The sequence below is a fragment of the Aquimarina sp. RZ0 genome (assembly GCF_008370685.1).
Lineage (GTDB): Bacteria > Bacteroidota > Bacteroidia > Flavobacteriales > Flavobacteriaceae > Aquimarina.
Map to the genome: position 1 here is coordinate 20,926 of NZ_VTZU01000065.1, position 19,124 is coordinate 40,049.

8 protein-coding genes and 1 pseudogene are annotated in these 19,124 nt (G+C 33.8%); 1 reads left to right on the forward strand and 8 read right to left on the reverse strand.

Annotated elements, in window-relative coordinates; all coding sequences use genetic code 11:
* Positions 1-941: 941 nt before the first annotated feature.
* From F0000_RS20720 to F0000_RS20750, 7 genes are all read right to left on the reverse strand, one after another.
* Positions 942-1,751: a M57 family metalloprotease gene (locus F0000_RS20720; protein WP_149626637.1), complete on the reverse strand. Its 810-nt coding sequence runs from the start codon at positions 1,749-1,751 to the stop codon at positions 942-944.
* 892 nt (positions 1,752-2,643) lie between these two features.
* A complete protein-coding gene (locus tag F0000_RS20725) occupies positions 2,644-4,176 on the reverse strand; it encodes a sulfatase-like hydrolase/transferase (protein ID WP_149626638.1) in 1,533 nt (510 codons plus the stop codon).
* Between the two features lie 186 nt (positions 4,177-4,362).
* On the reverse strand, positions 4,363-8,628 hold the full coding sequence (locus F0000_RS20730; protein ID WP_149626639.1) for a hybrid sensor histidine kinase/response regulator transcription factor: 4,266 nt from the start codon (positions 8,626-8,628) through the stop codon (positions 4,363-4,365).
* 127 nt (positions 8,629-8,755) lie between these two features.
* Complete coding sequence (locus F0000_RS20735; protein WP_149626640.1) at positions 8,756-11,893, reverse strand: glycoside hydrolase family 2 TIM barrel-domain containing protein; 3,138 nt, start codon at positions 11,891-11,893, stop codon at positions 8,756-8,758.
* Between the two features lie 197 nt (positions 11,894-12,090).
* On the reverse strand, positions 12,091-12,909 hold the full coding sequence (locus F0000_RS20740; protein ID WP_223148930.1) for a ThuA domain-containing protein: 819 nt from the start codon (positions 12,907-12,909) through the stop codon (positions 12,091-12,093).
* 180 nt (positions 12,910-13,089) lie between these two features.
* Entirely contained in the window at positions 13,090-14,019 is a 930-nt protein-coding gene (locus F0000_RS20745) for a DUF1080 domain-containing protein (protein WP_188112204.1), read from the reverse strand.
* A gap of 84 nt (positions 14,020-14,103) precedes the next feature.
* Positions 14,104-15,933 carry a DUF5060 domain-containing protein gene (locus F0000_RS20750; protein ID WP_149626642.1) on the reverse strand — a complete coding sequence of 610 codons (1,830 nt, stop codon included), beginning with the start codon at positions 15,931-15,933 and terminating at the stop codon, positions 14,104-14,106.
* Between the two features lie 496 nt (positions 15,934-16,429).
* Here F0000_RS20750 and F0000_RS20755 point away from each other — a divergent pair, with 496 nt between their 5' ends.
* The gene (locus F0000_RS20755; RefSeq protein ID WP_149626643.1) at positions 16,430-17,782 is read left to right on the forward strand and encodes a family 43 glycosylhydrolase; all 1,353 of its coding nucleotides are present in this window, start codon (positions 16,430-16,432) and stop codon (positions 17,780-17,782) included.
* A gap of 773 nt (positions 17,783-18,555) precedes the next feature.
* Here F0000_RS20755 and F0000_RS20760 read toward each other — a convergent pair.
* Positions 18,556-18,944 (reverse strand): annotated as a pseudogene (locus tag F0000_RS20760) (ISAs1 family transposase); the annotation flags it as partial.
* Between the last annotated feature and the right edge of the window lie 180 nt (positions 18,945-19,124).

Here is a 19,124-nt window from a genome sequence, read left to right on the forward strand (position 1 = left end):
TTTCTTTTATTATATTATCTTTTGTAATAAGCCCATTTTGCGCATATCCAATATGCTAAATATACTTCTGCTTTTCAGGTATATCAGGATTTTTTTAAATTTCACGGAAAACAGGGTATTGCAAACAATACCTTTTGCATAATTTTATCAAGAAAATTAGTATTTATAACCCATCATTTTATTGAGTTGAATTTATTTTTCACATATCTTATAATCAAAGTTTTAAATATTTTTCTATGTCTTAATTTTCAAATATAAAATGCATTAAACAAATGAAAAAACACATATTTCCTATTCATGTTTTATGATTTCTGTTACAATAGATTAACTGAAGCTTGAACAACAATTACACAGGAAATAGTTTACGGGACATATGCTTAAAAGTAAGTTCATAGTAAACTAACTCGAGGCAAGCCCACGAGGCATTTATTGAAAAAAAACATTTTGATTTCGAGGCAAGCCTCGGAGCGTTTAAATCTCGATTATCGAGTAAATCATACAAATACAAACCACCACCGTATAAGCGCCCTTTACGTCAAGTGGTTTTTTTAATAGACGTACTCCATTCTATCAAGAGTGGGGTAGTCTATTTAATATACTACTACTCAGATTACATGGTATCTCTTATAGACATTATCTTAACTTTTTCTATTTCCTAAAAAATGGCTGAAATTCGTCCATATTTTATTACTTTTTTCGCCTGTAGTGCTACTATTAGGCTGCAAAAGTGCCTCATCTATACAAATTTCATCTCATTTCCGGTTAAAAACAAAAAGTCAATATGAGTTCATAATCACAAATATAAAGTACAAAAGCGTTCAGTAAAATTATCTATATCAAGATATTTTATCTGAACGCCTTACTCCTTAAATAATGAAATTTTCACTATAAGTATTAGAATAAATACTAATCATAAAGAAGTTCTTTGCCCTGTTTTAAGATTAAAAACAGATGTTATCTGCCGCACTACCTCCATATAATCTACGTAACGCATCTTTATCTGCATTCGTCAGGTTATTAAATTGAAAATTCGATACAGGAAAAGCCTGTCGATTCATTGTAGAACCAGAATCTCTGTTAGGCGTCCCGGGGATTTGTAGTCCTTCATTTGTATTGGTATGCTGAAAACCTATAGCATGACCTAATTCATGTCTAATAACAAACCGTAATCTCTCATTTCTTCTCGGTACTCCATCAAATAAAGGTCCATTAATTTGAATAGCGGGACCTGCCTCCCCATTTCTGGGTAAGTCTGCTATTCCTGGTTCATTATCATTATCAGTAAATGCAATTTGAATATCTGAATCACTCAAACTATTTACTTCTCTAAACCTTGCAAAACTACCGTTCACCTGATTCCAGTCATTCATAGCAGCTCGTATCTGTGGAGCGATTGCTAGTGTTTGACCATCTGATCGGCTTATAAAAACTTTTACATCTCTTACTCTCGAACATCTAACCAGAACGTTATGTCTTCTCTGTTTCATAATTCCCTGATCATCGCTCGATGCCTCCATGATAGTCTCTGTAGCTATTCTCATATCACCTTCTACAATATAACTATCTTTATCCTCATCCTTAATTACCGGATAGTCAATCGTATTAAATCCCATTGTATTTAATCCTTTTATAATTTCTTCGGGGATGGCAGCCTGGATCGGTTGTGTGTCCTCTATACTATCATTATCATCCTGGCATTGAACCATCAGTAATGCAGCAGCAAATACGGTTAAAATTTTTAAGTGTTTCATGTAATTTGGTTTTAAGATTAAAAAATTGATATTAATAATTTATTTTGGTTAATTAAATTCGTTAAGCAATAAGGGAATAATAATAGCTAAAGGCATTAAGACATCCTCATATCTATTTGGTTTGAGTTAGAATACTATTTTAAGATTAAAAAGGTACAATGATAAAAAAAGTTTACGATTCAAAACTGTTAGATATCTAACAGTTTTGAGTCGCAGTAAAACTATACACACAAACTAGCCGAAGTATCTTCATGTAATTCAGCTATCTATAAATTTTATGTTATACGATTTGTGATTAAAAAATTCGTATAAATTCATTGAATTATTTTTTCTTTATGCAAGGCAAAAAAATCAAGCATAGCTATAGCTACGGTTTATTTTTTAAACGAAGTAGAAAGGAAAAAGAAACGATGAATATGCGAAATTTTTAGTTATAAATCGTATTATAGGATCAACAAAAAAACATCAAATAATTGCAAGATAGAAATGATATAATAATAGCATTTTTGCTTTAAAATTACCCAAATGAAATACAGTTGTTTTTTCTTTAGGCAAAAAAGAAAAGTTCAGCATAGCCTACGGTTAATTTTTATTTTGAAGCATAAGGGGAAAAGAACAAATTTTAGTGGGTAATTTTAAGGTAGAAATGGTATAACAGAAATAAATTACAAAGGCGTTCAGTAAAATCATCTATATCAAGAAACTTTTATCTGAACGCCTGCCCTTTAAATAATGAAATTTATTGTATGCAAACATGTAGCCCTTCTTATTGAGCAGTAAAGTAAACTACCTACTAGGCAAGCTTCGAAGCATTTACATCTCGGTTATAGAGTAAAAAGTTACGATAAGTTCTATATAAAAACCCCAAATCATTATAGGGCTCACCTGCTATTTACAACTGGCTCAATGATTTACTATATTGTTGGTATAATGGTGCTAAATCCAAAGGGTCATTTTTCTCTTTTTGGAGTGTCAATAATTCCGTGAACAGAGAAAGTACCTTCTCTTTAAATGCTGGCTGACTTGATATATCAACCATTTCTTCCGGATCATTTTTTATATCAAAAAGTAATACTTTGCTTAATTTAGGATATACAATTAGTTTATATCCATCTTTGCGGATCATCCTTTGAAGATCAATATAAGCTCCATAAATAGATTCGTATGAACCTTTATTAACTTCTCCTTTTGCTAATGTAAGAAGACTGTTGAATTCTACGTATCCAGGTTTTTCTATTCCTGCTAATTCCAGGCTTGTTGCCATTGCATCCTGAAGGTAAATATCTTCGGATACTTTTTTCCCTTTCGGAATTTCGGGCCCCACAATCATAAAAGGAGCTCTGATACTGTGATCAAACAAGCTTTGTTTTCCTATCAATCCATGCCTTCCCATTGCCAACCCATGATCGGCAGTAAAAATAATATAGGTATTTCCCATCTTACCACTGGCTTCTAATCCTTTGAGGATGTGCCCTATTTGTTCATCCATATGCGTTATTAATGCATAATATTCCTGAATATGTTTTTTTGTAGCATACTCGGTACGTGGAAAAGGAGCCAAAGCTTCATCTCTGAGGTCTGGTCCGTTCCCCATTCCATCTTTATGAGGATACTCCGGCAACCAACTTTTTGGCAAACTAATAGATTCCAGAGGATACTTATCGATATATTCTTGTGGAGCTTGTCTTGGATCATGGGGAGCATTAAATGCCAGATACATAAAAAATGGGGTGTCCTGATTTTTTGCCTGATCAATAAATGAAAGCGCATCATCTTTTAATACCTCACTCCAATGCTTTCCTCCTTCCCAAAATCCTCCAAACTTAGTATTTGTAGGAGACCAGATTGTATCATTTTTGTCCTTTGGGCGGTTATATCCGACAGGCATTAAAGAAGAAGGTGCAATATCAGTCCCTTTGATATCTTTAAATTTCTGAACCATCTCATCGTGATTCCACGCATCGCCTGGCATACCAGGTCTAATATGGGTTACATTCTTAAATACTTTTTCTGCTCCTGCATCTATATGCCACTTCCCTGTCATATAGGTAGAATACCCTTGAGATTCCATAAGTTTACCCCATGTTTTATCAAAATCTTCGTTAGATTGCCAACGTTCTCTAAACTGATTTGCATTCCAGACACTACGCCCGGAGATAATCATAGATCTGGATGCGGTGCAAATAGCTCCATTCCAGCCTCCCATATTATAGGCGTGTGTAAATGTTGTTCCTTTAGCTACCAAACGATCCAAATTAGGGGTTTGTACTTCTTTATTCCCCAAAGCATGAATAGCTGAATAGGTAAGATCATCTGCAAAAATGAAGACTACATTTGGCTTTTTTTTAACGGCTTTCTTCTGCGGCTGCGAACACGATAATATTGTTAGCACCAAAGAGAATATTATTATTGTGAATCTATTCATGTGGTGGTTGTTTATTTTTTTTCAGAAATGATTACGTATTTTTGAAATATTGAGGAAGGCATTCTAAAATATTTCTCTTCCCTCGGGGGTGAGAAGAGAAAAACACATTTTACAATCCCTTCCTAAAATCTCTCCTGGTAAGCGAAAGATTGTTACAATATTTCAAAAGTATCATTATATCTATTTTTAAGGTTCAATTTTTTCTGTTGAGTCAATTTGTCTTACATATTCACTTGGAACTACGCCAAATTGTTTTTTGAAACATTTAGAAAAATAAGATGCAGTATTAAAGCCTGTCATGTACATAATCTCTTTTACAGACATATCGCTTTGCTCTAAAAGCTGCATGGCTCTTTTAAGTCGAATATTTCTAATAAACTCACTTGACGAAAGCCCTGTTAGTTCTTTAAATTTCAGGTATAAATTACTACGGCTGTGACTCATTTCTTTTACTAACATCTCTACATTAAAGTCTGTATTCATCATATGTTTCTCTACGATATCAATCGCCTTCTGTAAGAAACGTTCATCAGCAGAGGTCACCGTGACCTCTTTGGGTTGCAACACTATTTTTCTATTAAACACTCTTCGTAATTCTTCTCTCTGTTTCATAATATTAGAGAGTTTAAGCTCTAATAATTCCATATCAAAGGGTTTTCTTATATAATCATCTGCTCCTGTCTTTAATCCATGGATTTCACTTTCTTGCGAGGATTTGGCGGTGAGCATTAACACAGGGATATGACTGGTTTCCTTGGCTATTTTTATCTTTTTACAGAACTTAATTCCATCCATTACAGGCATTAAGACATCTGTAAGAATAATATTAGGCATATGCTTAATTGCCGTTTTAAAACCTTCTTCTCCGTTTTCTGCCTCATACACTTTATAATTTTCGCTAAGTGCCTGTTTGATAAAAGCTCTGATATCTGCATTATCATCAACTACTAATAGTACTGGTAACTTAGAGCGTGATTGCGATAGACTTTGATCTTCGATTTCATCGTTAATACCTATGGCAAAAGACTCTTTTTCAGAAGATCGCATCAGAAAATCACTTTCTGTATCTTCTTTACAGCTAATTCCTTTAATATTGATATACGCTTCTTTTTCTGCGGGTAGCATCACAATAAAATTTGTACCAACTTTTCGCTCACTTTGTACATTAATGGCTCCTTGATGAAGTTCTACCAGGTTTTTAACAAAAGAAAGACCGATCCCTACTCCTTGCGGGTTTACTTTTTGTTTATCCTTTGCCACATAAAATCGCTCAAAAATACTATCCAGCTTACCTTTGGATATTCCTGGTCCAGAATCTCTTACTTGCAATACCACATATTTTTTGCTTTTAGGTTCAGGAATGATTTTTCCTATATTTTCTATTTCATTTTCTAAAGAAATATCAATACTGATGGCACCGTTGTCTGGAGTAAACTTGAAAGCGTTTGATAATAAATTATTAATTATCTTCTCCATCGCATCATGATCAAACCAGGATTCAATTGTAGGATCAACGGATTTGATACTGAACTCTATTTGTTGTTTATGTGCCAAAAACTGAAATGGTTCTCCTACTTCTTTTATAAAATCAGTTACATTTCCTGGTCGTACTACGAGCCTCATTTTACCTTGATTCATCTTTCTAAAATCCAGCAGTTGATTGACTAGCCGCATAAGAGAATCTGTATTTTTATGCATCAGATGATATTGTTCCTGTAATACGGTATCATCTAATTTATTTCCAAATTTCTGAAGGTATTCCAGGGGCCCTTTGATAAGTGTAAGTGGGGTTCTAAACTCATGAGAGATATTCGTGAAAAACTCCAGTTTCATTCGTTGCACCTCTTCTTCTTTTTCTTTTTCCAGATTATCCAGCGTGAATTTATGTTTTCTATTGGTTCTATTGATAGTACTTCTCCAAAAAACCAATAATAGTCCTATTCCTAAAAGGCAGTATATTACGTATGCTGTTTTGGTTCTCCAAAATGGTGGGATCACATTGATTCTTAATTCGGATGGTGTTTTATCCCAAATCCCATCGTTATTTGATGTTTTTACTTTTAATACATAATTTCCTGGTGCTAAATTTGTATAGGTAGCAAATCTTTTTTCTGCCGTGGTAAATATCCAGTCATCATTAAACCCTTCTAGCATATAGGCAAATTGATTCTTTTTTGAAGCTGCATAGTGCAGTGCTGCAAATTCAAAAGAAAAACTATTTTCCCAATATTTTAACTGAATCTCATTTATCTTGCTCAATGATTCGGTTAACAAAACTCTACCATTGATTTCTTCTCCTATCTGAACAGGCTTATTCGAAATCATAAAATCGGTAATCACTGTTTCTGCTTCAAATACATTTTCACTAATGTTATCCGGATAGAACGAATTAAAACCATTAATACCACCAAAAAGCATTTCACCATCTTTTCGTTTTAAACAAGCTAATTCCTGAAATTCATTATCTTGTAATCCATCATTGACATCATAATTTTTAAACGATTCTTCTTTAGGGTTAAACCTGGATAAACCTTTATTGGTTGATAGCCATAAACACCCTATTTCATCTTCTAAAATTCCCTTGATTACATTATTAGGCATTCCATTTTCTTCTGAGTAGGAAATAAATGTTCCTTGTTCATCATTAGATGATGGGATGTACTTATTCAATCCTCCGCCAAATGTTCCTACCCATAGGTCTCCTGCCTCACTTTCATAAATGGATAAGATATAATTATGGCTTATCGATGTTGAATCACTGGGTGAATGCTTATAAACTTCGAATTTGGGCTTTTTTTTGGTTCGCTCTTGTCTGGGTAGTTTACATAAACCTTTTGAGGTAGCAAACCAAATATCTTTATGACTATCCTGATAGATATTACGGATAATATTATCAGAAATAGAACTTATATTAGATTCATTGGCAAGCAAAATATCTTTTATGTATTCTCCGCTATCTTTTTGATATAACCATCGATACACGCCACCGCCGTATGTGCCTATCCAGAAATTTTTCTGATCATCTTCTAATAAAGCAAAAACACTATTATTTATTTCATTTACTTTTTTTATCTGATCTTCTTTAATTTGATCAGGGTTTGTTATATCTACAGATAGTAATCCCGGTATATTTTCGATTCCTATATAGAGGATCTTTTTTTGATGGTTCTGAACTTCTGTTAATGCGAATGCCTTGTTAACTTTCCTAAAGTTTTGAAACCCTTTATAGCCTCCCACATCATTCTTCTCAGATAGCATATTGAGTCCTCCTCCTTCGGTTCCGATCCAAAGGCTTCCGTTACTATCTTCATACATTGATCTTATTTTGTTATAGCTTAGGCTGGTAGGATCAATGGTTTTTCTAATGTGATAAAATTGTTTTCTTTCCGGGTCAAACTTATTAACTCCTCCTCCATTAGTACCAATCCATACAATGCCTGTTTTATCTAAGTATAGAGATTTAATAACATTTTTAGTTATACTGTTAGGGTTACGTAAATCGTAAATAAACCTATCTTTTAATACTGGTAAATTATTAGCTGGTGAGTTGCTATAATATAACAGTCCGTTACTTGTTCCTCCCCATATATTATTGTTATTATCAACCAGTACCTGGGGGTGGTCATTCCTATTGATAATATGAAATTTTGGAGAATCACTCTTTTTTAATTGACTAAATAATCCAAGATCTGAACCAATGATTAGATTTCCTGATGTATCTTCTGCTATAGATTTCACATATAGATCTGGTAATCCCATAGCATTATTCATTAATCTAAAATAAAAATCACCACTTTTGTCTCTTGATAATTTATGTAGGCCTCCCATGCTTCCTACCCATAGTCGGTTCTTACTATCTTCATAAATGGTATAAATAGAATTTCCTTTCCAACCATTACTCAGTGGTTCTTGTTCTAGGGCGAAACGATGAAATTTTAAGGAATCTAATGGTTTATTGAGGTCTGCCATATTGAGACCATTATTGGTTCCTACCCATAGCCTGTTTTCCATATCAACACGGATGGATATAATGTAGTCGTTACTTAAACTTTCTTTATTATTCTTATCGTTTTTAAATTGTGTGAATTTTTCGGTAGACTGATTAAAATAGTTTAACCCACCTCCTGTAGTTCCGATCCATAAGCCTCCTTTTTTATCTCCTGTAATAGAAAATATAAGATTACTACTTATATTATCTTTTGAGTTTGCTTCTGGTTTATATACCGAAAAAGAATATCCATCATATTTATTTAATCCGTCGTGTGTTCCAAACCACATGAATCCTTGTGTATCCTGATAAATACTGTTTATATCGCTTTGAGAAAGTCCATCATTGGTTGTGATATGATCAAAATATATAGGATCCTGGCTATAACATATCTCTCCTATCATTAAAAAAAAGACTCCAATACTCAATAATATCAAAGAAAATTTATCCTTACTTATATCCATAATCTTATTCCATTTTTTAATTTGTCAAACCACTAAATGATTACTGTTTTATACTATTTCTGAATTAAAATCACTTTTTAAAATTTACTTTTATTTGAGTATTTTTAAAACGGAATTGGTATTAGTATTAAAATCCAACAGGACTTATCTGTATTGAATAATCATATGTACCTGATTGTATACTATGTTTTTTTAACGGTGCCGCTTTAAGGCTCCAGGAATTATATCCCGCAACTCCTTGCTGTTTATGATCAATCGCGAGTGTTATTGTTTCCTCTTTTACTAATTCACATTTGTATTTTGCGGTTTCAAGGTTCTCGATAGTATACGGATACGCACTAAACTCAAATAATCCGCCTTGCACCTGTATTCCTTTACCCTCATTATCCAGAAATTTTACCCAACGGGTATCTGTACGATTAGCATATTCCTGTGGATATGCGTAGGACGCACCTAACTCTTCTAATGTATTCTTATACATTCCGACAAAAGCAGCTTGATTGCGATCTATATAATTTTCGTGTGGTCCCTTACCATACCAAACTACTTGTTTTAAGTCCTTGGTAACTCCCATTTGAACTCCTATCCGAGGAATATTTGCCAAATAATCAGGCGCATTTAATGAATTATATATTTTAATGGTACCATCAGAAAGAATTTTATAGATCATATTATACCCTAGTTCTTGACCTAATTGATATTTTGCTTCAATCTGAATTTCATTCTCTGCTATCTTCTTATACTTAAAGTTAAGTAATTTTTGTTTGGCACTTGCATCTTTCCATATATTAATTCCCGGTATTCTTTTTATGACAGCTCTATCATTATCTGTTGTAGCTCTCCAGAAATTAGGCTTCAGCGATTTTTTTACTAATTCTTTTCCTGCATACTCGTATGACTTTAAAAAACCAGTTATCATATCAAAAACTATATGTATTGTATCATTTGCGACGGTAAGACCAGCATCAGATTCTTTTATTGTAAGACTCCCTTTTTCAGTTTTTTCGGATATTGAAATTCTATTAAAATTCCTACTCACTATAAATTGTTCTGATGCAACTATATGATTACTCCCTGACCATAGATTTGTTTTTTTTGATTTTGCATATATATTAAAAAAGTATTCTTTACTGTTTTTAAAAACATAATTGCTTTGTATTCTACCAATGCTATTCTCTCTTGGCGCCAAGGATTCCAGAGACACTATTCCGTTTTCTACAATCACTCCATCCTCTATTAATTCAAAGCTAAAGTTATATATGTCTGTATGAAGAAAACTGTGACGATTCGTGATTTCTATTGTTTTTTTATCGTTTTTAAATTTTGAAAACACAATAGGCTGAAACACATATTTACATTCGTACATTACTGGTTTTACTGTCTGATCTGCATTGATAATACCATTTAGGCAAAAATTTCCATCATTGAGCTCACTCCCAAAATAACCGCCGTATACAAATTGTTCGCAACCATCCTCTTCTTTTACCAGTATTCCCTGATCCATCCAATCCCATATAAAACCGCCAGCCAATCGTGGATTTTTATGAATAATATCCCAGATTTCTTTTAATCCTCCATTTGAGTTTCCCATCGCGTGTGAATATTCACAAGAAATTACAGGTTTCTTTTTTGTCTGAGAAAGTTCCATTTCTATAAACTCTTCTGGTGTAGGATACATTCTACTTATAATATCTACAAAGTCCTGGTTATCCTCAGGTGTATTTTTAGACTGAGGTGATAATTTACCACCACTACCATTTGCAGCTTCATAATGAATAATTCTACTGGTATCATACCATTTTATCCAGCCTGCCATAGCGGCATGATTGGGTCCTACTCCAGATTCGTTCCCCAAAGACCAGGAAAAAATTGAAGGGTGATTTTTATCCCGCTCCACCATACGAACGGCTCTATCTAAAAAAGCAGTCCCCCATTGTGGGTTATTGGTCAGCTCTCCACGCACTCCGTGGCTCTCTACATTTGCCTCGTCCATTACATAAATCCCATACGCATCGCATAAATCATAGAATTCTGGATTATTAGGGTAATGGCTACAACGCACGGCATTAAAATTATAACTTTTTAACAGCTCCACATCGCGTTTCATATCCTCATAACTAACTGTCTTTCCTGTTTTGGCATTATGATCATGCCTATTTACACCATATAATTTTACGGCCTGTCCATTCACTTTAAAAACTCCATCTGTCGTCTCATATTTTCTAAAACCGACCTGACAAGACTTAGCCTCTATTATTTTATCGTTTTTATCTTTTAACGAGAGTACCATCGTGTATAGGTTTGGGGTTTCTGCAGACCATTTTTTGGGGTTTTTAATTTCCATATTAATAAAATCAAACTTTGGTGTCCATCGCTGATCCCACCAATATCCAGTGATATCTTCTACAGAAATCGTTTGCTTCTTAATCAGTTTTGATTTTCTATAGAGCGAAGCTGTTAACTTATAATCTTTGGGATTTTCTCCTTTGGGAATCTCTATTTTGGGTCGTATGGTTAGTGTTGCATCTTTATAAATTTTATCTAAATCCGTTTTTACAAAAAAATCGGTAAGTGCAACCTGAGGTTCTGCAAACAATAGCACATCACGATGGATACCTCCTAATCGCCAATGATCCTGAGACTCCAGATAGGAACCATCAGACCATTTAAAAACTTTTGTTATTATAGTATTCTCTCCTTCTTTTAAATACTTCGTAATATCAAACTCTGCAGGGAGTCTACTGCCCTGACTATATCCTACTTTTTTACCATTTATCCATACATAAAAGGCAGAAGAGACTCCTCCAAAATGAATATGTACATTCATATTGTTCCACCCGGAAGGGAGCGTAAAACTTCTTTTATAAATACCAACAGGGTTATTATCTTCTGGCAAATAAGGGTAATTATTAGTCCCCCAGGGATGCCTGGAATTAGTATAAATCCTTAAGCCATATCCATGCATCTCCCAATTAGATGGAACTGAGATTTCCTCCCAGTCCGCAAAAGTTTTTTCTAAGAAATTCTTAGGACTCTCTTTTGGGCTTTTAGAAAAATTAAATTTCCAGTTTCCATTGAGGCTATATACTCTTTTAGAATTTCTTTTATCCAGCGTCAGCGCATTTTTGACAGAAGAAAAAGAATACATAGTTGCTCTGGCGGGCAATTTATTGACACCTATAACCTGAGGATTCTCCCAGTCATTTTGCTGAGCCTTCAGCTGTAAAACCAATAATAAAACAAAAACAAAAGGATATTTACTCATACCTAATTCTTACTAAAAACTTAAAATTTCTTACAATCGAAATATATCAAACAAATATTTAGTTATTGGTAGATTCTCGTTTAATGTTTTATTCTAAAACCATATGTTCTGTACATTAGATCATATGATTTATAGTAAAGAATGTTTGACACTTAAAAAAATATATTATTAAGCTATTTTGTAAACAGTTTGCAAAGTTAATTTCTAGTTATCTTAGATGGGTATATAGGTGACACATTATTTTTCTCTGTTTTTTCTTTACTACCTGATGCCCATCTAATACCTTTTGTTAATAATTTCCAGGCTGAAGGAGTATCAAAATCTTTAGGATCATGACCAATTGACACATAAAATACGCGTCCTTTTGCAAAATGTTTTTTCCAGGCGACTGGTATTACCGCACCTTTTATCCAATAGTCATAGGCTCCATCAAAGGTAGTTGTAGCTAATACTTGAGAGTTGGGATCAATATGCATATAATATTGTTCTGTATTTTTTATCTCAAAGTCTGATATGCCTTTTGTAATTGGATCTTCTGTATTTATTATGCTTACTTTATAATCTATTTTACCTCCGGGGTGTGCCACCCATTGCCCTCCAATCATATATTGATAGGCTGTGCTTTTTCTAAAAGAATCTCCTAAGCCACCGTGACATCCAGCAATACCTGTCCCATTTTTGACTGCAGTAAGCAGTCCTTTTTCCTGTTCTTTAGAGAGCTCTCCCATAGTCCAGTACTGAATAATCATATCGATAGAAGACATCACTTCTTTATTTGTATATATTTCTAAGGTCTCAGAAACTGTTACGATTGCTTCTTCTTTCTCTAGCCACTCACCTACCCTTTGTGAGAAAACTCCAGGTTGATGGCCATCCCATCCTCCATATACCAATAATACTCTTTTTCCTTTTACTGTTGGTAATTCATCTTTTATTACTTCTTGTCCATATAAAGTTCCTATAGAAATCGATAACAAAATCGTTATCATCATACGTATACAGAGTATCTTTTTCACAGTTCTAATTTTTTAATGTTTTTTTTAATAGCACCCAAATAAAGTGCAGGCAACACTACTTTAGTATCGTTTTAGAAATTCATCTGTTACGTAGTTCAAAACGTACAAAAAATATCAATTCGAGAATAGCTTTTGTATAGTAACCGTATAATTTTGTAACATCTTCTTTATAAAGACAAATCACAAGCGGATTTGTTTTTTATATCTTTCTGGAAATTCTTTTACAGATCTGATTTGTATATCTTTATAATAAGCTTCAGCTCCTTCTGATTGCAACTGAATTTTTCCATCTGTCAATGCTTTTTCTTCTCCATTAATTACTTTCTTTGTATTTCTTACTACCATAACCACTTTATCATTTACAATATGAATACTTTGATTATTTACACAAATTATTTCTATTGTATTCCACTGTCCATTTGGTTTTTCATTATGTTTTTTTATGTGACAATATCCTGGATTTTTATTTCCTGCTCCATAAGTAATAAGTGTATCTTTCACTCCTGTCACCTGATACAAGTTCTCTTTAATTTTTGTAGATATCACATCCGCTCTTGCATGTACTAAAGTAACAAAGTCTCCCATATCACCTTCTTGCACCTGACACTCCAGACCAGACATCCATACATTCCAAAAAGCACCGTGTTCTCCATGACAGTGATATAGTATTCCGTTATCTCTTTTTAGCTTCAATCTGGGTTCCCATTTTTTCTCTCCCCATTTAAATTTTGCCCTAAGATGATAATTTCCAAACGTAGTTACCGTAGTTAATCCCCCATAGATTTCTCCGGTAATCTTCAGAATAATTTTTTCCTTCTCTTTTGCTGTAGAAAAAACGTTTTTAGGATCATTATGCAACCCCAGTGGTGTGCCTATATGTACATTCTCACTTTTGGGATAGCCGCCTAATGCTACTGTTGAGTGTGGTACACCCATGAAGATCTCCCAATAAGACAACTTTTCATCAAGAAGATCTTGCCATTCACTGCTAATTGTAAAAGATTTACTCTCGCTTTGCCCAAAAGACAGCCCTGAGTACATTAAAAACAAAACTAGCAACCCTCTTTTGGGTGTTAAAAATATACTCAGGTTGATTTTTTTAATTTTCATATGTATTCTATTCATATAATTCACCTACAATCTTTAGATATGTTGAGAAAGCAGTTTTTCTTTTTCTCGATATTTTAAAGCTCACTATTTCTTTACAGTTTTTTTAGTTATCAAAACAACCCAATCAGATTTTACTGAGTCAGGAGCGTTTCCTATACTTCTGGAACCGCCTCCCGTTACAGAAGTAATAGTTCCATTTTTAAGATCTCCGCCATTTCTGGGATCAAACCATTTTACCGAAAACACTCCAGATTGCCTGCTAAGATTGAGGTCTGCAGATCCTCCGTTTTCTAAATATATAATATACGTTTGTCCATCCTGAGCCAGGCAATTAGCTGTATCCGAAACAAGATCATCTCTATTAACCGTTTCCCAGAATTTTATGGCATTCCCTTTAAAGAAATCTAATATCGCATATCTCGACCAGGTAAACAGTTTAGAAAACCTATTAAAGTTCTCAGTTTTAAAGTCTCCCTGTCCTCCTCCATACCACATAACACCTGCTCCTCCAGCAATCAGAGTTTTCCACAGTATTCTTTTTCTGGCTTCTACCTTTACAGTACTTACAGAAATATCTTCTGATGTAAAAATCCCTGTGCTCCCTGGGTTTTGTTCATCACTGGCAATGACCCAGGGCTGATTTGCACCTTTGGACTTATCAATCCAGGTCAAAATTCCATCAGGACCATCATAGGCAGAGACATATGCATTCTTCTGAGAGCTTTGAACAGAAGCACCTGTTAATTTTGCAGTAAGACGTAGCCATTCATCATATTTATGATGTTCATCAGGATACGTGTGTATTACTCTGTGATTTTGCCAGGGATCTATAGATGCCAACCAATCTATTTTAGGAATTGCAGATGCCGGGGTTCCTCTATATTCTTCAGCTATATTCCATTCTAAAGCCAAGTGATGTCCGAATCTTGCAACCATCTCTCGATAGTAAACTTTAATTTGGTTTAGCGTAAGTGCATCCCAATTTTCATTTTCGGCAAGTTTAAAGTGTAAAAGAAAACCATTTTCCTCAATATGATCCAGTACTATTTCCCATTGTTCTAATTTAGAGACATCAAAAATAAATTTATTATCGAGTGTCGTCCAGGGGAACACATTTTTATCATCTCCTCCAAATAGTGACATAGAAATTGAATTCATTTGCTGATGCCTGAGGTAATTTATAGCCCCCATAATATCCTTACCTTTTTCACCTTTCCAGGTCGGATCACCTTCCTTATAATCAATAGCGTGCGGCTTATAGAAATGCTTGGAACAAAGATCACAGCTATCAGCAACTGCATCAAAGTCAAAATCATTATAATCCAGAAAATTCTCTGGAGAGTCAGGTCCTAGCTTTAAAAAATATTCTCCTGTTTCAGCAAATTTAAGATACCTTCGATGCTTAAAATCTCCTGCATTTTGATATTGCAATCTACCTTTAGCCTTGAGATCCGGGACTGATTTATTATTCTCCAAAATAACCCCTACTTCTCCGGTTATATTATAAGTAGGTTTGGGTAATTGATTTACATCCATTAAGACTACATCTGTTCCAGAGTAATATAAAACTTGATACTTCCAGATTCCTTTTTGATCTGGTCTCAAAAAAGCTTTGTAAACCTTACCCCGTTTGGCACTTGTATTCGCTGCATTTCCATCTGCTGCAAAAAAACCAGGCACCCTAATAGTATCGCCTTTTGGATTTGTAAATAGTACATCCACTCTGTTATTCTTAAAAGTAGAGTCTGTTTCGGTAAAATCGTTGCCAGGTAGCATAAAAGAAAGTTGCACCTTATCCCATTTGCGAAGTTCACCGCTGATTGTAACGGTCTGACCATACCCAGAAAAGGTAAATTGTATAAGTATACTCAACAATCCAAATAGTGATACCAGAGATTTGTAATTTGTTTTCATTTTAGGTTTTTATAAACACACGTAATAATGTCATTTTGCCATTTGAATTTATCGGAATACCATGCTCTTTTTTCACCTCAGCTTCAGCATAAAAATAAACCATAGTGCTGCTATAATTGATTTTTCTTATTCTCCGAGATAAAAAAATCTTACGTTTCTTTTCCCGTAAATTCAAACAACAACTAGTATAAGTACTAATCAATATTGTTTTTAAAAGTATTAAATATAATGACAGATATATAGTGTATATGTCTAAAAATAGAACACATATGAATTGTATTTATAAAAGTTCTGATCTTATTTGCTAATGTCCCTCAATACATAACTCCCACTTTATAAAATATTTACCATACTTTTATAAAAAAATAGTCTTGTCTTACCATATAAAGTAGGAGGTTTTAATTTTACCATTTACTCTGCTATTTAATCCATTTGTTATATTCTTATAAAAATACATTTAGGACCTTTGGCACAACAATAATTTAAATCTCCACACATGGATTTTATCAAAAAAAAATGGATTCTGATAATGATTTTTTTTATTTCTATTCCCAAGGGTATTGCTCAGAATCCATTGGTTACTCATATGTATACCGCAGATCCAACAGCAAGGGTTTTTGATGACGTCTTATATATATATCCTTCGCATGATGTCAAAGGTTGTACCGAAAATCAAGGTTCCAATGGTTTTTGCATGCCTGACTATCATATATTCTCTACTACAGACCTGATAAATTATAAAGATCACGGAGTGAAATTAGATCAAAATGATGTGCCTTGGGGGCAAAAAGACATGTTCGGAATGTGGGCTCCCGATTGTATTAAAAAAGGTAACAAATATTATTATTACTATCCTGGAATGCCCTCAGACAAGAGTGCTTTTCGACGTGTAGGTGTCGGAGTTTCTGACTCTCCAACAGGTCCTTTTACCTGGGAAAAAGACTACATAAAAGATGTTCAGGGAATTGATCCCAATCCTTTTATTGACGATGATGGCAAAGCATACTTATATTATGGAGGCGGAAAAGGAACTGGCGCATTAAAAGTTGCCGAATTAAAAAGCAATATGAAAGAAATAAAAGGCACTCCTAAAAGCATTAAAGGTATTCCTGAAGACGGGTATCGAGAAGCTTCTTTTATGTTCAAAAAAAATGACATCTATTATTTCTCCTGGGCTCGAGTAAATCAGAATAATTATGAGATTGAATATGGAATTAGCGACAATCCAATGGGTCCCTTTAATTATCAGGGAGTTATTATGCCTAATATCGGTAATGGTACTAATCATCATTCTATTGTAGAATACAAAGGAAAGTGGTATTTATTCTATCACAATTGGTCATTGAGTAATCATAATCGACTGCGGTCAATGAGAGCCGATGAGATTACATTTAATGAAGATGGTAGTATTGTACCAAAAGTTGCCACTCTAAGAGGTATTGGAACCCCCAAAGCAGGAGATCTTATTCAATTAGATCGTTATAACGACTTGGTACACGCAAAAATTAGTTTATTAAAAGAACAATACGGTAAAGGTTGGCAAATTGATCACATCAAAGCGTATGGGTGGGTTCAATTCAATAGTGTGCTTTTTGAAAAAGGAAAACAAAATAAATTAACAGCACGTATCTCAAGTGGAAGTAACGGTGGTATCTTAGAATTACATACAGACAACCCTAAAGGACCGCTACTTGCAAAAATAGAAGTTACCAATACAGGAGGGTGGGATAACTGGAAAGAAGTTTCGGCTTCATTTATCAATCAAACAGAAGGGGTTAAAAATATATTTGTAACTTTTAAAGGACCTAAAGGATACCTCTATAATATAGATTGGATCAAATTTGAATAACCCATTATGCATTTAGGGATAACTCCTATAAACAAAGTGTCCTTTTTCGAGTACTCCGACCAGTGGGACAGTGTATCGAGATGCATGCAATACTAGCATTTTTAGATAGGTCTCGATACAGTTTTTCTCACCAATCTGCAAAAAAACCTTTTTTTTAATCATTAATTACCAATTACCGAAGAGCATTCCCTCCTTGTCTGTCAATTATACGATTTACGGATGAGAATTTCGTAAGAATAATGGCAAGGATTTTTCGCTAGATTGATGAATCAAATTAAAGAATAGCCATAGCTATTGTTTCATTTTATGAAGAAAATATAGTAGAAAAAGAATGTCATTAGATGCGAAATTCTCATCCGTAAATCGTATTATACCATTTCTATCCTAAAATTATGCACTAAAATCTGTTCTTTTCCCTTTATGCTTCAAAATAAAAATTAGCCGTAGGCTATGCTGAACTTTTCTTTTTTGTCTAAAGAAAAAACAACTGTATTTTATTTGGGTAATTTTAAAGCAAGAATGGTATTATTTTATAAGAATAGGGAAGAATTTGGAGAAGAACAGGCAAGAGTTTATTCTAACTATATTTTAAATTTTTATGACCCTAAAAGGTTTTAATTTATTAGGGTCATCTGTTTTATACTAGAAATTTCTATTGATAAGTCATTCAAAGCATTCATATAATTTATATAATTTATATGTAGGATCATCAATAAACAGGGCAAACTCAAGCTTTGTTAATTTTGTTAAATTATGATCTATTTAATTTAGTATCATGTCCTTACATTTAGGACTTTTATCAAATAGTCTTGATCCCAAGCTGCTAGTCTTGATCCCAAGCTGCTTTGAGTCTTTTTCCTTTGACACCTTGTTTTTCTGTTTTTTCATTTTTCAATAAGTTGAGTGCCATTTTGAGCAATACAGAATAGTTCTGAGTTGCATTTCCTGCTCTTTTTCTGGAAGCATCCTCACAGAATCCCACATCCAGAACCCAATGGAGTTTGTTTTCTATTGCCCAATGTGATCGGATTGCTTTTTGAAATTCTTGGGCACTACCCTTTATACTAGAGATGTAATAACGTGTTGCTTTTTCTGTGGGTTTATCTGAGTTTTTGAATTCCCTGATACTATCTAATTTCACGACACTTACAGCGTTTTTCCATTTGCCATCTAGTGTCAAGTCAAGTTTAAATAGGCGTAATTTAGTATCTTTGAAAAAAAACTAAAATGGGTATTAGATATAAAGTTAGCTTAACCAAAGAAGAACGCACAGATTTATTGAATATCATCCACAAAGGAAAGCATACCTCTCAAGCTTATCGCAATGCTTATATTTTACTGA

Excerpts from the sequence above, each read along its gene's own strand:
- F0000_RS20730 (WP_149626639.1), bottom strand. The coding sequence starts at position 8,628 with ATGGATATAAGTAAGGATAAATTTTCTTTGATATTATTGAGTATTGGA.
- F0000_RS20720 (WP_149626637.1), bottom strand. The coding sequence starts at position 1,751 with ATGAAACACTTAAAAATTTTAACCGTATTTGCTGCTGCATTACTGATG.
- F0000_RS20725 (WP_149626638.1), bottom strand. The coding sequence starts at position 4,176 with ATGAATAGATTCACAATAATAATATTCTCTTTGGTGCTAACAATATTA.
- F0000_RS20735 (WP_149626640.1), bottom strand. The coding sequence starts at position 11,893 with ATGAGTAAATATCCTTTTGTTTTTGTTTTATTATTGGTTTTACAGCTG.
- F0000_RS20755 (WP_149626643.1), top strand. The coding sequence starts at position 16,430 with ATGGATTTTATCAAAAAAAAATGGATTCTGATAATGATTTTTTTTATT.
- F0000_RS20745 (WP_188112204.1), bottom strand. The coding sequence starts at position 14,019 with ATGAAAATTAAAAAAATCAACCTGAGTATATTTTTAACACCCAAAAGA.
- F0000_RS20750 (WP_149626642.1), bottom strand. The coding sequence starts at position 15,933 with ATGAAAACAAATTACAAATCTCTGGTATCACTATTTGGATTGTTGAGT.